This window comes from Campylobacter suis (assembly GCF_905120475.1).
In the GTDB taxonomy this organism is placed as follows: domain Bacteria; phylum Campylobacterota; class Campylobacteria; order Campylobacterales; family Campylobacteraceae; genus Campylobacter_A; species Campylobacter_A suis.
Genome location: NZ_CAJHOE010000010.1, coordinates 1 through 14424 on the forward strand (window position 1 = coordinate 1; position 14424 = coordinate 14424).

Consider the following 14424-nt stretch of genomic DNA (forward strand, 5'->3'; position numbering starts at 1 on the left):
AGGAAAAGGCTAAAGATCTAAAGGATAAGACGGTTAAGAAAACAAAGGAAGTTAAAGAGTCAGCGGTAAAGAAGACAAAAGAGGTTAAAGAGAAAATTTCTGAGTGAGGGGCAAATTTATCCAAAAATCATTTATGATACAAGACGCATAAAAGGGACTTAGGCAAAAATGAATGAAATTCAGCTAAAAGAGCAAAAGCTTATAAAAAGGCTTACGAATAAGACATTTAAGTTTGATGAGCGTATAGCTAGTGGATTTTATGCGGCAAATTATTTCCTAAAAGTAAATCGCATAATAAAAGAGAATTTGCCTTCTCAAAGCGTTACTATGCAATTTTTTCAAAGAAAAGACGACATTATGTTATGTGGGATCGACGAAAGTATAGCGCTTGTAAAAGAATTTGGAAAAAATTTAGAGAATTTGGAAATTTCTGCATTAAATGATGGCGACATCATAAGCTCTGGCGAGCCAGTTTTAAAGATAAAAGGCTCATATGAAAATTTTGGCTATTTAGAAAATATCATAGACGCAACCCTATCTCGCAGAAGTTGTGTTGCGACAAATACGATGAAAGCCATCAAAGCAGCAAATACAAAAACAGTCTTTAGTATGGCAGATAGAGCTGATGATATAAGTACGCAAATAGGCGATGGCTACGCATCTTATGTTGCAGGGATTCGCAAAATTTCTACTGACGCACAAGGACTTTGGTGGGGTGGTAAAGGTTTTGGAACTATGCCGCATGCGCTTATTCAAATGTGTGGTGGTGACATACTTAAGGCTTGTGAAATTTATACAAAAACCTTTCCAAATGACCAGCTCACTGCACTTGTTGACTATAATAACGATGTGGTTGTAGACGCCATCAAAGTCGCAAAGACCTTTGGTAAAAGACTTGGTGCCGTTAGAGTTGATACATCTAAAAATTTAATCGATAAGTATTTTTTAAACAAAGACACAAGTGGCTTTGACCCGCATGGGGTTTGCAAGGAGCTTATCTTTGCATTGCGTGAAAATTTAGATAAAAATGGACATACGCATGTTAAGATCGTCGTAAGTTCAGGCTTTACACCAGAAAAGATAGCAGAATTTGAAGCTTACGGTACACCAGTTGATATTTATGGAGTCGGGGCATATCTAACTAAAAATGATACATGTAGTTTTACTGCCGATCTTGTTGAGCTAAATGGCAAACCACAGGCAAAATTTGGTAGAGGCGAAATAGGATCGGATAGACTCGAGCTTGTAAAATTTTAAATTTATCATAAAAATAGGTTAAAATTTTTAAATTTAAACCATTTTTAGCTACAATTTAGCTAGCAAAATTAAGGAAGTGATTTGAAAAATTTTAAACACATCAGCGTTGCTCATTCGCCAGACGCCGATGATATTTTTATGTATATGGCGGTAAAATTCGGCTGGATAAGTAGCAAAAACTTAAATTTTAGCAACACAGCACTTGATATACAAACCCTAAATGTAGAGGCGCTAAAGGGCACTTTTGAGGCTACCGCTATTAGTTTTGCGCTTTATCCGCTTATTAAAAATGACTACGCACTCTTGCGCACAGCTGTAAGTTTTGGTGAGGGGTATGGACCAAAGCTTGTTAAGAAAAAAGGTGTTTTTTTAAAGAGAAATTTCAAAGTTGCCTTAAGTGGTGAGCACACAAGCAACGCTCTTTTATTTCGTATCGCTTATCCTGAGGCACGCATAGTTTATAAAAATTTTCTAGAGATTGAAAGTGCGGTGCTTAGTGGAGAGGTTGATGCTGGTGTGTTGATACATGAAAGCATTTTAAATTTTTCTACTGAGCTTGAAGTTGAGCGTGAAATTTGGGACATCTGGCGTGAGTTTGGAAGCTCTGATTTACCACTTCCGCTTGGTGGTATGGCTATTCGTCGTAGCTTGCCGCTAACTGACGCGATTGAGTGTGAAAGAGTTCTTACAAAAGCTGTTTTAATGGCAACTACGCACAAACCACTGCTTTCAAAAATGCTACTAGAGCGAAACCTTATAAGAGTGGATCAAGATGAGCTAAAAACCTATCTAAATTTATACGCAAACGATAGCTCAGTGAGCATGAGCGAAGCTCAGCTAGACGCTCTAGATACGCTATTTGCTCTTGGAGTAAAGCATGGTTTTTACTCTGAGCCTATAAAGGCAAGAGATCATTTGGTGCCAACTGAATATCAAAATTTAAGGTTTAGCTAATGCAAAGCACGCTAGTTTCTTTGGGTGTTGAGACTTTTAAGATAGCTCTTTATCTTAGCCTTCCGATGTTGCTTTGTGGGCTTATAGCGGGCTTGCTTATATCGATATTTCAAGCCACAACACAGATAAACGAAACCACGCTAAGCTTTGTGCCAAAGATTATCCTAGTAGTTGCTGTTATCATCTTTTTGATGCCGTGGATGACTTCGATGATGATTGAATTTACTATGCGTACGATAAATCTTATACCAAGCTTTATCAAATGACACAACTTATAAATTTTGCCAAATACAGCTCTGTGCGTATTGGCGGCGAGCATGAAGTTTTGGTGCTTAACGAGCCTTGCAAACTAGAGCAGGGCACGCGTATGATAGGTGGTGCAAATAACTTGCTAGTATCTGCCACGCCACCAAAAATGGCAATATTAAGCGAAAAATTTAACTATATAAATTTACAAGATAACTGCCTAGAGATCGGCGCTGCGACAAAAAGTGGGGCGATATATAATTTTGCTAAAAAACATGATATATCTGGCTTTGAGTTTGTTAAGTCTATCCCTGGAACTCTTGGTGGCATGGTTTTTATGAATGCTGGGTTGCTTGGACTTAGCATTAGTGATTTGCTTACGGATGTGTTACTATATCGTGGCTGGGTGCCAAAAAGTGAGATAAATTTTTCTTACAGACATAGCGGGATATGTGAGCCGATATTTGGGGCTAGATTTGAGATTGCTCGAGGTTTTGATATAAAATTTGCAGATGAAATTTCAGCCAAACGGGCAAATCAGCCACGAGGAGCTAGCTTTGGTAGTTGCTTTGCTAACCCAGCTGGTGACTTTGCTGGCAGGCTTATAGAGGCTGTTGGGCTAAAAGGATATATTGTTGGTGGGGCTAAATTTAGCGAGCAACACGCAAATTTTTTGATAAATTTTAATAATGCCACCTTTGATGACGCTACCACTCTCATCGCCCTTGCGCAAAAGAGAGTTTTTGAGAGTTTTGGTATAGAGCTAAAAACTGAAGTCATAGTGCTTTAAGGTTAAGAGATGAATGAAATGATAAAAGAGCTTTTGACGCTTAGTATAGTTTTTGTTTTGCTTTGTTTTTTTGCGCTTTATAAATCCCGTAAAAATAATCAAAACAAGACTGATAGAGCGCAAGTTTTAAGGCAAATCGGCTCTATTTTTGGTGTAGATATGAGCCAAAATAGTGTGGCGGAAATTTTAAAAAGTTTAGTTAAGCAAAATTTAGTAAAAAAATTTGATAAAAGTATCAGCGATGTAGACTTTATAGAGCTTGCTGGCGAACAAAATTTTACAAAAATACCAAACCTAAAACACGAAAAACTTAGTGAAAAATTTATAAATCAGTGTGTAAAAAATTTAAAAGAGCCACTTGCCATGGCGCTTTTTGCACTAGATAGCCAAAACTACGCACTTATCTTGCTTGAAAGTAACAAAATAAATGAACTGGCAGAGCTTGCGGGCGCATTAAATGAGAGTATAATCATTTGTGATTAGGCAAAATTTTAAGTATTTTTAGCTAAAATCAATACAAAATTTTATAAAGGTAAAAAATGGATGCAGAAAAGCAAAAAGCCCTTGATCTGGCTTTAAAGCAGATTACAAAGGATTTTGGAAAAGGCGCTATGATAAAGCTTGGAGACAAGCAGATAGAGCCTATAGAATCAATCTCGACTGGCTCGATAGGGCTTGACTTGGCATTAGGTATAGGCGGTGTGCCAAAGGGTAGGATCATTGAAATTTATGGACCAGAAAGCTCTGGTAAAACCACACTTACACTACATATCGTAGCAGAGTGCCAAAAAGCTGGAGGTACATGTGCGTTTATAGACGCCGAGCATGCTTTAGATGTTGCTTATGCTAAAAATTTAGGCGTTGATACGGATAATCTCTATGTTGCTCAGCCAGACTTTGGTGAGCAGGCTCTTGATATGGTCGAAACCATCGCAAGAAGCGGCGCGATAGATGTTATAGTGGTTGATAGTGTTGCTGCTCTTACGCCAAAAACAGAGATAGAGGGCGATATGGGGGATCAGCATGTTGGACTTCAAGCTCGCTTGATGAGTCAAGCCCTTAGAAAACTAACTGGTATCGTCCATAAGATGGGCACTATGGTTATATTTATCAACCAAATTCGTATGAAGATCGGTTCTATGGGTTATGGAACCCCAGAGACTACAACAGGTGGAAATGCGCTCAAATTTTACGCGTCTGTTCGTATTGATGTGCGCCGTGTTGCGACCCTAAAACAAGCTGAAGAGAGTATCGGTAACAGAGTTAAAGCAAAAGTTGTAAAAAATAAAGTTGCACCTCCATTTAGGATAGCTGAGTTTGATATAATGTTTGGAGAGGGTATCAGCCGTGAGGGCGAGATAATAGACTACGGAGTCAAGCTTGATGTGATAGATAAGAGCGGTGCGTGGTTTAGCTACAAGGCTAGCAAGCTAGGACAAGGTCGTGAAAACTCAAAAGCCTATCTAAAAGAGCATCCAGAAGTGGCTGAAGAGATTGTATCAACGATTAAAAATTCAATGGGCGTTGCCAAGCTTTTAAGTGGTGGCAAAGATGACGAAGATAAGAGTGAAAATAACGAAAAGGGAGATGAATGATGGTTTATATCGAAGATGTGATAGCGCACGAAGTCCTTGATAGTAGGGGCAACCCAACAGTTCGCGCAACAGTAACTCTAAGTGACGGAACAATCGCAAGCGCCATCGTCCCAAGTGGAGCAAGCACAGGTAAGCGTGAGGCACTAGAGCTTCGCGATAAAGATGGTCGCTATGCTGGAAAGGGCGTACTAAAGGCGGTTGCGAATGTTAATGAGCGCATTGCAGAAACTATAATCGGTCTTGACGCTTATAACCAAATGGCAATAGATGGCGAGATGCTTGAGCTTGACGGCACTCATAACTATTCAAATTTAGGTGCAAACGCTGTTTTAGGCGTATCTATGGCAGTCGCAAGAGCTGCTGCAAATAGCCTTAAAATCCCACTTTACCGCTATCTTGGCGGTGCAAATGCTAGTATATTGCCAGTGCCTATGTTTAACATCATAAATGGTGGTGCTCATGCAAATAACAGCGTGGATTTTCAAGAATTTATGATAATGCCATTTGGGTTTGAGAATTTTAACGACGCTCTTCGTGCTGCAACTGAAATTTATCACAAACTAAAGACTATACTAAATGACGCAGGGCATAGCACGGCTGTAGGTGATGAGGGTGGTTTTGCTCCAAATTTAAGAGACAATGAAGAGCCTTTAAAGCTTATAATGCAAGCCATAAGCGAGGCAGGATATGAAGCTGGTAAGCAGATAAAACTAGCCCTAGATGTGGCGGCTAGCGAGCTTTATAAAGATGGCAAATACGAGCTTGAGGGCAAGAAATTTAGCTCAGAAGAGCTAATCGAAAGATACGCAAGCTTGTGTGAAAAATATCCGATATTTTCGATAGAAGATGGACTTAGCGAAGATGACTGGGATGGCTGGAAAAAATTAACGGAAAGACTTGGTGAGAAGGTTCAGCTAGTTGGCGATGATCTTTTTGTAACAAACGAGAAAATTTTGCGCGAAGGTATACAAAAGGGCGTAGCAAATGCTATTTTGATAAAGCCAAATCAAATCGGCTCAGTCACTCAAACTATGCAAACTGTCCGTCTAGCTCAGCGCAACGGCTATCGCTGCGTGATGAGTCATAGAAGCGGTGAGAGCGAAGATAGCTTTATCGCAGATTTTGCAGTCGCGCTAAACACTGGCGAGATAAAAACAGGTGCCACAAGCAGAAGCGAACGCAATGCAAAATACAACCGCTTGCTTGAGATAGAGCTTGAGGCTGGTGAGTTTTTGGGAGATAGTATTTGAGTGAAATTTTAAAAGAGTATGACAAGCAGACCCAAAATAGGGCAAAGCGAGCTTACTCTTTTAAGCGATTTTTTATATATTTTGCGGTTATTTGTGTTATTGTGATGCTTGGAATTTATGTAGGAAATATGTTCTTTGGCAAGCGCTCGCTTGATGTAATGCTTGGTCTTCAGACAAAAAAAGAGCGTTTGATAGAAGATGTTGAGACGCTCAAGCGATACAATGCTCAGTTGCAAAAAGAGTATTTTGAGCTTAAAGAGCTTGAGCCTGAAAGCGGTAAAAAGTAAAACTATGAAAAAGATTGTGTGTTTTGTTTTGTTTATTTCGTTGGTTGTTGCGCGAGAAAACCCATTTATCCCAACAACTGAGCTAAATACAAGCATTATGACTACAAATTTAACTGAGTCTTACGAGGCTTTAGAGAAGCAAGATGTAAATTTTTCAAAAGATGCGAGCTTGCTTTTAAATATCATTTTTAACTACCAGGCAAGCGATGGGACTATAAGACAAAAAGTTATTGATGTAAACAAAACTGTTGATAGTAACGAAGAGTATATCATCTCAAAAACGGGCATACTAGAAGCTGACAGTATCCCAAAACTTGATGTGTCAGTAACTATCCCAAAGCAAAAACCACTTGATGTAAACATAACCAAAAAAGGCAAGCATGAGCTCTCAAGCATAGAGGCACCAGCCCCTGTAAGCATAAAACTGGAACCTGTAAAAATTTCAGACTCAGCTACAACGGTTCCAGTTATAGCCAAAAAAAAGGAGCAAGTACAAAAACCTGAGCCAACCCCTGCTACAAAAGCTATGGAGATAAATACAACTTTGCTTAGCGACACAAACAATAGCTTAAAAATTTCTATAAAAAAAGATGGTGATATTTCTGTTTTAGCCAAAACTTCGCCTAAAACTAAAAAAGATGCTGTGGTCGCAAAAAATGCAACTGGTATGCAAACAGATAAAAAAAATACACTTGAAGACAAGCTGATAAACAACACAGGCAAACCTGAGCATTTTGCAAAATCGCCAAAGCAGAATAAAAAAACTACACAAAAAACAAAGCCTAAAACACTCTTTAGTGGACTAAATTTTATAAAATTTGAGCCTACTTCAAATGGCTTAAAGATTATAACAAAAGATAAAATGATTAAGCATTTTGCTTACGAGCAACGCAAGATAGTCATTGACTTTAGTGCAAGGCACAAGGCGTTTAAAACCAAAGAGATAGTTTTAAATCATGGTAGATTTAAAGATATAACTATTGGCTGGCATAAAGGCAACTACCGAGTGGTTATACGCTTGAATGAGCGGTCAGACTATGCCGTTGCACCGCTTAAGAATGAGGGTTATATTTTAGAGCTAAAAAGGTAAATTTTAAGCCAGAAATTAGTTATATTTTGCTAAAATCTCTCTTTTATTTTACTTGGACAGATGGGTGAGTGGCTGAAACCACACCCCTGCTAAGGGTGCAGCTCTTAACGGGGCTCGAGGGTTCAAATCCCTCTCTGTCCGCCACTAACTTTTTCCTTAATTTTCTTTTTTTCTAAAAACTTCCAGATAGTTCCTAAAATACGGCGTTTGCTTCATATTGTCTTTCCAATGGACCTTGAAAAATATTTTTAATCTGCTATAATTTTCTAAAATATTTTGTATTACTAACAAAAATTTCATCAAGTGATACAATTCAAGGATTGAAAAATGGCAACCATAGGCACAGAGAAGGAAATAAAGGCACTTATAGCTCCACTAACAGGCAAGGTTAGTTATACAATCAAAGGTCAAAAAGCCTTGAAACTGTATCACTATGCAAGCGGAGGCAAAATTTTTAAGCTTCGTTATAAAAATAGCAAAGGCGACTACACCACAGAAACAATAGGCACATGGCAAGAAAGAATATATGGTATAGTAGAAGTTATCCGCGATGCTTTACCAAAACTACAAAATCTCTCTGAAAACAAAACGATACATAAAAGCACACTATCTAACTTTCATGAGTTATGGCAGATATACAAAGAAGATGCGCTTGCTACGCAAGATTTTAAGACTTTACCATCTGAATTATCAAGATTTGAGTTTAATCTACTTAATATCATTAAAAATGTTAGTATTGATGAGATAAACAACCAAAGAGTGGCCACGCCACTGTTTCTAAGGGCGTTAAAAAGTCTGCAAACCAAGGCAAATCCAAAAAGTGATACAGTAAAGAAAGTGCTAAATAGATTAAATCAGGTATTTGATTTTGCGGTTATTAATGGCTATATTGAGAATAATCCTACAAGGGTATTATCTAAGAATTTCGAAAAGAACTTTATAAAAGTAGCTCCAACTCCAAGAAAGTCCATAGTCGATATCGAGCATTTTAAGACCCTTATATATAGCATGAATGAGTATTGGGGAGATATTAATGTAATAGGATGCATGAAATGGACTATGCTCTACGCGCTTCGTCCAAGCAATGCTAGGATGGCAAAATGGGAGGATATAAACCTTGATAAGAAAGAGTGGAGTATATCTGGCGATGATACGAAAATGGGGGATAAATTTATAATACCCCTTACAGATACAGCCATCAAGCTCTTACAAACTCTTCCAAGCTCTATTAATAAGAAAGGGTATATATTTTGAAGGTCTTAGTAGAACAAAGCCTATAAGCGATAACTCAATGAGAATGGCACTAAAAAGGCTAGGATATACGAATCATATGGATATGCACGGATTTCGAAGTAGCTTTCGTACAATAATGAGTGAGCTGAACTATACACAAAAGCTCGGTTTTACCGAGGAGATATTAAGTCTTTGTATTGATCACAGATTTAGAAAGGTTATAGCAAGCGATGAGAGCTATCATAGGGCTAGATTTGAACAAGGAAAAAGAGATGCCTTCTCTTACTGGCATGATAAATTACTAGAATGGGGGTTACAAATATAAAAATCTGGCATCAATTTTCTATTTTTATCAAATTTTTATTTATCTGACAAATTTTTACCAAAAATTTCCATCTAAAATTCAAGTTTTTTAACATCCAAATTACAAGCAACCTTTAACGTGTTTATTTGATTGCAGATGCCGATAGAGTCGTATTCATCGATGTAATAAAATAGCATAATAATTCTTAAAACTAGATTAAATAGGCAGCTAACATCGATATATGGAAGAGTTATAGTCAAAAAAAATTTGTTTTTTTGAAAAAAAATGCTATGATCCTCTCAGTTAAAAAACTTAAAAGGATTTTAAGAAATGAAAACTTTAGAATTAATAACACCAGATGATCTATATAGATTATATGGTATACCTTTACAAACTCAAGCAAAGTGGCGTATGGAAAAAGGCGGCGGGGTGAAAATACCTTTTATAAAACTCGGACGTAGAATATTTTACAATCTAGCAAGCATAGAGGAATTTATTTTAGGTCTAGAAAAAATACCTGGTAAGAGAGGAGAATTATTATGATAAATATAGCAGATATAATACTTTACAGTGTTGAAGACATCGAGAGTATTTTAGGAATTTCAAAAAGAGCACAAGCAAGACTTAGAAACTTGGGTATATTGCCCTGTAGAAAAATGGGTGCTATATATTACTATACAGAAGAAGATATATCTAGGTTTATTGCTAATTCTAAGTATGATCACACTAAGGTGGGCAAAAATTACAAAACATGCAAAGATGGGGCAAGCAAGGAGGCAGATATTAGCAAAATATTCGATGAGATAAACGCTTCTAAGATGACTAAGCAAGCAGAACAACTGCCCTTAATAACAACAGACAAATCAGATGAAATAAGCGAACAAGAAGATGATGGTATTTCAAAAGACTATACTAATGAGAATAATTGTAATAACGATAGTCTAAATAAAACATCTTTTAGCAAATACTCAAATAATGATATACAAAATTTTAGTCCCACAGATAATGCAGTCAGACATTTATATGATAAGGGCAGTAGCAACAATGGCTATGTTGAAAAAAACGAAAAAGCAGAGCTAGGGGTTGTTGTACCTATTGGCGATTTAAATGAAATCAATAGGGGTGCTTATAATAGTGATAAAAACAGCGAAAGTATCGATAAGAACAGCACGCTTAATATAGCAGTTGATACGAGTTACGCTAACAGTATGGCTACCACAAACGAAGATACATAAATATCGTAAAAGTCTGTATAAAAGATGAGATAGGCGTAGGATAAAATATGGCTGGACTAAAGATTGATAAGAACGAAGTAGTGCTTAGCGTTAGAAGCGAGTTTTTAACACTAAGCGATGCTGTAACTAGATACCGGCATAATGTTCGTGAGAAAAAACACAGCCAGCATATTAACTATCTTAGAAGTTCAAGTCTATCAAATAGATATATAGTGCTTAGCGAATACAACGATAATGGGAACATGCGAGAGATAGATCTAAGAACGGATCAAAATTTTAATGATGATGGGTATATAAAAGAGTTGTTATCTTGCTGGCAAGATAAATTTATTAAAGACTATGAAGCTCAAAGCTCAACATATAAAAATGGCAGAGTTGTCAAAAATAGGTGGCGGGATAATATGGTTGGCTTTAATGAGTTTATCATAACATTTGGCACAGACCGCAAAAATAGAGACAAAGAGGGTCTAAATAGCAATTTCATCAATGCAACTATTACGCTGGATAGGGTGATTAGATTTATAAATGATTATTGTGCGAAGTTTAATGTAAAATGTCTGCTTATAGCAGAACATAATGACGAAAAGACTAAACACTACCAGATAATCACCACAAATTATAATTTTAATATTCACAAAAACATAAGATTTGATGGTAAAGCAAAGACGTCCGAGTTTGGATCCTTGCTTCAAGATATGGGAGCTAAAGCATTTGATGGGATTGCAGCTAGGGGAGTTAAAGGCAGTAAAACAAAAAATAAAAATTTAAAGCAGATGCACCAAACAGAGCGAGAGTTTAAAAGTGAACAAGAGTTTAAGCTATCTATTCAAAAAAGTGTTTCAAGCATATTAAAAGAAAAACTTACGCATCATAAGTCCTTGCTGGGAAATAATTTTTATAAAATAGATGAAAATCAATTTAAGGGACTAATTGCTAGCATATCAAGCATAATATATAAAAATACATTACAAAATATCAACATAATAACCCAACAAGATCTAAAAAACCAAATAGATGAACTAACTACAACTATTTTACAAAACGAAGCCAGATATCAAAACGCCAAAGAGCTTGAAATAAAAAATAAAGATTTGCAAGATAAACTATCAGATAAAATAAACCAAGATGAAGAGATAGAAAATCTAAAAAATAAAGTATCATCTCAAAAGCAAGCCATACTAACACTACAAAATAAAATAAAAGATGATGAGCCTATCATAACTCAAGCAAATGAATATAAAAATGAACTACAAAAGCTAAAAACAAAAATATCGCAAGAATTTGTGCATATTAGCGAGCATGAAAGTGTAGTTCAAGAACTAGAGGCTAATAAAGCAATCACAGACATAGCAAACTCTGAAAAATCAAATGTGCAAAATCTTAGCAAAGAAAATGAAGAATATAAAGAAAAAAATAAAAAACTATCAAGTGATAATAGCTCACTACAAAGTGAGATAAAAAAACTAAGCAATGAGGTAAATGCTCTTAGAAATTTTAAATCAAAGGTAATGAGTTTTATAGATAGGGTTAAAGATATGTTTCCATGTATTAAAAAGATGTTTGATAGCAATGTTTTAAATGAAAGGAAGGATAGTGAGTATTCAATGGGAATGTGACTATCGTAAAAGAGACAATAACATTCAATCTTAATATTAAATTAACAAAATTTAGCGAATTTTTAGATAGCTCTTCTCTTTAGTGCAAGTGACAGCACATGCTATCACACCTTTACATAAATAAACTACCATTAGAGCACAAACTATTCTTTAAAATTTTTTATAAAACTACTCCGCATACATTATATACCCAGACTCTGGTATATTTTGGATAGATATATCGATCTCCTTTTTAAGGCGTGTTATCATATTTTGTATAGCTTTTTTGCTAACAGGTTCGTTTTCATAGACATACTCACTTATCATCTCATAACTTACGAGCTTGTTTAGGTTGTAGGCAAATAACCAAAAAAGCTTGTTTTGTAAAAAGCTTAGATATATCTCTTCGCCGTTTTTAAAAATTCTCTCATTTTGAATATCTATGCTTACTATATCGCTTAAACGCACATCTTTTTGCTCTTTTGTTCCTACTATGCTTAGTAGAGTATATCTGAGTGTTTGTATATCAATAGGCTTTTTAAGAAACATAGCAGCTCCTGCCTCTACACTTTTTACGAGATTTACATCAGTATCATAGCTAGTAAAGATGATAAATTTTTGATGAGGCTTTATCTTTAGGATATTTTTCATCATCTCAAAGCCATTCATTGCTGGCATATGAATATCTGTTAGTACGACATCAAAATTATGCTTATTAAAGCTTTCAAGCCCTTCATATCCATCGTTTGCTATTATTATATTGTTGCAATACGCCTTTAAACCACTCTTTAAATATAACTGCGCCGCCCTATCATCTTCAACTATTAAAATCGAAAGTTTTGATAAAATATCTTTTGAAGTTTGCATGCTATGCCTTTAAATGTATATCAAAGTTTAGTTCAAAAATGGTCGGATTTAACAAGCTTTTTAAGACTATATCGCCGTTTATTTTTTCATTTGCTAGTTTTTTGCCAAAGTAAAGCCCTATGCCGTTACCCGTTTTTTTCGTAGTTTGTGGTGTGCTAAAAATTTTATTTTTCATCTCATCTGATATTCCGTTTCCAAGATCATGCACTGCGATATGGCATTTTGTATCATCACTGGATATTAATATATCTATTTTTCTTTTTTCTATATCATTTTTATGTTTTTCTACTAATGCATCTTTGGCATTATGAATTAGTATTAGTAAAATTTGCTGGATTATGTTTTGTTTTTGAATGAGGTATACTTTCTTATCGGTCTTAACGCTTGCTTTGACATTTGCTCTACTAAGCTCAGTATGCATAAGCATAAGTAGGTTGTTTATACTCTGTGTTATCTCAAAATCCTCTATATTTTCACTAGTTTTATAAAAATTTCTAAATATTTCTACCGTATCACCCAGTAGCTTTACAGAATCTTTGCCGTTTTGAAGCATCTCTTCTAACTCATCATCGCTAAGGCTTTTTTCTTTTTTCAAAACTAAAAGTGTTGAGATCATAAGTTTTAGTGAGTTTATAGGCTGGATAAACTGATGATTAATACCTGCTATTAGTTCGCCTGTTTCTGCCATTTTAGCTTTGTGTCTTAGTAAAATTTCATATTCTTCGTTTTTATCTCTAAGCCTTTTATACATGTAGTTGTGTAAAAAATTTGCCAAAATTGATAAAAATATAAAAGCCACAAAAAGAGCAAAAGCATTTTTCTGAGCATTTCCCAGTAGGTCTTTTATGCCTTTTGTATCATTTGCACCAACACCAATATACCAATTAAGGCTTGGAATTTCTGAGAGTGCTATGAAATTTGAGTTTATACTTAGTCCGCTTATCTCTTCATCTACCAAAAGCCTCTCTTTTAGATTTTGTTCTATTTTAACCTTTAGTTTTTCGTCTTTCATTGGTGTTAGCACCTCTCCACTGTGGGTGATTATGATCGAGTACGCATTTAGTGGCAGGTTAAAATTTTTAATATTTGTAAAAATATCTTCAAGCTTTATTACTCCGCAAAGCACGCCTATAAAATCATTATCCAAATGGTTTGGTACGCAGATATTGAGCGTTGGGACTAGTAGTTGGTAGTGCTTTGGCATGTAGGTTAGTGTGGTTTTGTTATCATCCTTGGTTTGTATGCGCCAAATTAGACTTAGTCTTTCAGATATTCTTTTTTTTGTTGAACCATCCCCATTTACATGCATAGTGCCATCATCTTTTAAAAATTGAACTATGTGAAAGTCATTTGAGTTTTGATAGAATGTTTTTAAAATTTTATCTAATTTGTCATTATTATTTACAGCACCTACGCCTTCTATGATTTTAGATACATTAACAAGCATATTTGAGCGCTCATTTATCCACGCATTAAAATTGCCAACCAAATTTTTTGTGATATTTGCTTTGCCTTCGTTTGAAAGCTCTATAAATCCGTTTTTTGTATCATTATAAAACCTAATGCCATAAGCCAAAAACATAAAACTAGCAATAAATATAATGAGATAAAACTTAAAATCCACACTCTTGCTATAGCTAAACAATCTTTTCATCATTATGCTCCTAGCAAGAGTATAGCAGAATTTATATTAGTTTGCTTGTCTTAGTTTTGATAATATA

Annotated in this window: 16 protein-coding genes and 1 tRNA gene; 15 read left to right on the forward strand and 2 right to left on the reverse strand. The window is 35.5% G+C overall.

Going from position 1 to position 14424, the window contains the following annotated elements; translation table 11 throughout:
* Positions 1-168 precede the first annotated feature (168 nt).
* From LQV35_RS08865 to LQV35_RS08935, 15 genes are all read left to right on the forward strand, one after another.
* Positions 169-1257 carry a nicotinate phosphoribosyltransferase gene (locus LQV35_RS08865; protein ID WP_230057521.1) on the forward strand — a complete coding sequence of 363 codons (1089 nt, stop codon included), beginning with the start codon at positions 169-171 and terminating at the stop codon, positions 1255-1257.
* A gap of 81 nt (positions 1258-1338) precedes the next feature.
* The gene (locus LQV35_RS08870; protein ID WP_230057522.1) at positions 1339-2211 is read left to right on the forward strand and encodes a menaquinone biosynthesis family protein; all 873 of its coding nucleotides are present in this window, start codon (positions 1339-1341) and stop codon (positions 2209-2211) included.
* Positions 2211-2477 (forward strand): flagellar biosynthesis protein FliQ, encoded by a 267-nt coding sequence (gene fliQ / locus LQV35_RS08875; RefSeq protein ID WP_230057523.1) that lies wholly within the window; start codon positions 2211-2213, stop codon positions 2475-2477. The genes LQV35_RS08870 and fliQ overlap by 1 nt, the downstream gene beginning before the upstream one ends.
* On the forward strand, positions 2474-3247 hold the full coding sequence (locus LQV35_RS08880) for a UDP-N-acetylmuramate dehydrogenase (protein ID WP_230057524.1): 774 nt from the start codon (positions 2474-2476) through the stop codon (positions 3245-3247). The genes fliQ and LQV35_RS08880 overlap by 4 nt, the downstream gene beginning before the upstream one ends.
* A gap of 9 nt (positions 3248-3256) precedes the next feature.
* Complete coding sequence (locus tag LQV35_RS08885; protein WP_230057525.1) at positions 3257-3730, forward strand: hypothetical protein; 474 nt, start codon at positions 3257-3259, stop codon at positions 3728-3730.
* Between the two features lie 56 nt (positions 3731-3786).
* Positions 3787-4842 (forward strand): recombinase RecA, encoded by a 1056-nt coding sequence (recA, locus tag LQV35_RS08890; RefSeq protein ID WP_230057526.1) that lies wholly within the window; start codon positions 3787-3789, stop codon positions 4840-4842.
* Complete coding sequence (gene eno / locus LQV35_RS08895; RefSeq protein WP_230057536.1) at positions 4842-6092, forward strand: phosphopyruvate hydratase; 1251 nt, start codon at positions 4842-4844, stop codon at positions 6090-6092. Before recA ends, eno begins: the two co-directional genes overlap by 1 nt.
* Positions 6089-6379 (forward strand): septum formation initiator, encoded by a 291-nt coding sequence (locus LQV35_RS08900; protein ID WP_230057527.1) that lies wholly within the window; start codon positions 6089-6091, stop codon positions 6377-6379. The genes eno and LQV35_RS08900 overlap by 4 nt, the downstream gene beginning before the upstream one ends.
* 4 nt (positions 6380-6383) lie before the next feature.
* Complete coding sequence (locus LQV35_RS08905) at positions 6384-7469, forward strand: AMIN domain-containing protein (RefSeq protein WP_230057528.1); 1086 nt, start codon at positions 6384-6386, stop codon at positions 7467-7469.
* A gap of 54 nt (positions 7470-7523) precedes the next feature.
* Positions 7524-7613, forward strand: a tRNA-Ser gene (locus tag LQV35_RS08910).
* Positions 7614-7796: 183 nt separating this feature from the next.
* Entirely contained in the window at positions 7797-8723 is a 927-nt protein-coding gene (locus LQV35_RS08915; protein WP_230057529.1) for a tyrosine-type recombinase/integrase, read from the forward strand.
* Positions 8724-8760: 37 nt separating this feature from the next.
* On the forward strand, positions 8761-9027 hold the full coding sequence (locus LQV35_RS08920; RefSeq protein ID WP_230057530.1) for a site-specific integrase: 267 nt from the start codon (positions 8761-8763) through the stop codon (positions 9025-9027).
* A 309-nt stretch (positions 9028-9336) separates the two neighbouring features.
* Positions 9337-9549: a helix-turn-helix domain-containing protein gene (locus LQV35_RS08925; protein ID WP_230057531.1), complete on the forward strand. Its 213-nt coding sequence runs from the start codon at positions 9337-9339 to the stop codon at positions 9547-9549.
* Entirely contained in the window at positions 9546-10241 is a 696-nt protein-coding gene (locus LQV35_RS08930) for a helix-turn-helix domain-containing protein (protein WP_230057532.1), read from the forward strand. The genes LQV35_RS08925 and LQV35_RS08930 overlap by 4 nt, the downstream gene beginning before the upstream one ends.
* 47 nt (positions 10242-10288) lie before the next feature.
* Positions 10289-11857: a GumC domain-containing protein gene (locus LQV35_RS08935; RefSeq protein WP_230057533.1), complete on the forward strand. Its 1569-nt coding sequence runs from the start codon at positions 10289-10291 to the stop codon at positions 11855-11857.
* A gap of 168 nt (positions 11858-12025) precedes the next feature.
* On the opposite strand, the gene LQV35_RS08940 is transcribed toward LQV35_RS08935, so the two are convergent.
* Positions 12026-12703 (reverse strand): response regulator transcription factor, encoded by a 678-nt coding sequence (locus LQV35_RS08940; protein WP_230057534.1) that lies wholly within the window; start codon positions 12701-12703, stop codon positions 12026-12028.
* Between the two features lies 1 nt (position 12704).
* Positions 12705-14360 carry a sensor histidine kinase gene (locus tag LQV35_RS08945; RefSeq protein WP_230057535.1) on the reverse strand — a complete coding sequence of 552 codons (1656 nt, stop codon included), beginning with the start codon at positions 14358-14360 and terminating at the stop codon, positions 12705-12707.
* Positions 14361-14424: the final 64 nt, after the last annotated feature.

What these genes read in the sequence shown, in the direction of transcription:
- recA (WP_230057526.1), top strand. Translation starts at nt 3,787, where the DNA reads ATGGATGCAGAAAAGCAAAAAGCCCTTGATCTGGCTTTAAAGCAGATT.
- eno (WP_230057536.1), top strand. Translation starts at nt 4,842, where the DNA reads ATGGTTTATATCGAAGATGTGATAGCGCACGAAGTCCTTGATAGTAGG.
- LQV35_RS08945 (WP_230057535.1), bottom strand. Translation starts at nt 14,360, where the DNA reads ATGATGAAAAGATTGTTTAGCTATAGCAAGAGTGTGGATTTTAAGTTT.
- fliQ (WP_230057523.1), top strand. Translation starts at nt 2,211, where the DNA reads ATGCAAAGCACGCTAGTTTCTTTGGGTGTTGAGACTTTTAAGATAGCT.
- LQV35_RS08920 (WP_230057530.1), top strand. Translation starts at nt 8,761, where the DNA reads ATGAGAATGGCACTAAAAAGGCTAGGATATACGAATCATATGGATATG.
- LQV35_RS08885 (WP_230057525.1), top strand. Translation starts at nt 3,257, where the DNA reads ATGAATGAAATGATAAAAGAGCTTTTGACGCTTAGTATAGTTTTTGTT.
- LQV35_RS08880 (WP_230057524.1), top strand. Translation starts at nt 2,474, where the DNA reads ATGACACAACTTATAAATTTTGCCAAATACAGCTCTGTGCGTATTGGC.
- LQV35_RS08935 (WP_230057533.1), top strand. Translation starts at nt 10,289, where the DNA reads ATGGCTGGACTAAAGATTGATAAGAACGAAGTAGTGCTTAGCGTTAGA.
- LQV35_RS08905 (WP_230057528.1), top strand. Translation starts at nt 6,384, where the DNA reads ATGAAAAAGATTGTGTGTTTTGTTTTGTTTATTTCGTTGGTTGTTGCG.
- LQV35_RS08915 (WP_230057529.1), top strand. Translation starts at nt 7,797, where the DNA reads ATGGCAACCATAGGCACAGAGAAGGAAATAAAGGCACTTATAGCTCCA.
- LQV35_RS08940 (WP_230057534.1), bottom strand. Translation starts at nt 12,703, where the DNA reads ATGCAAACTTCAAAAGATATTTTATCAAAACTTTCGATTTTAATAGTT.
- LQV35_RS08930 (WP_230057532.1), top strand. Translation starts at nt 9,546, where the DNA reads ATGATAAATATAGCAGATATAATACTTTACAGTGTTGAAGACATCGAG.
- LQV35_RS08865 (WP_230057521.1), top strand. Translation starts at nt 169, where the DNA reads ATGAATGAAATTCAGCTAAAAGAGCAAAAGCTTATAAAAAGGCTTACG.
- LQV35_RS08925 (WP_230057531.1), top strand. Translation starts at nt 9,337, where the DNA reads ATGAAAACTTTAGAATTAATAACACCAGATGATCTATATAGATTATAT.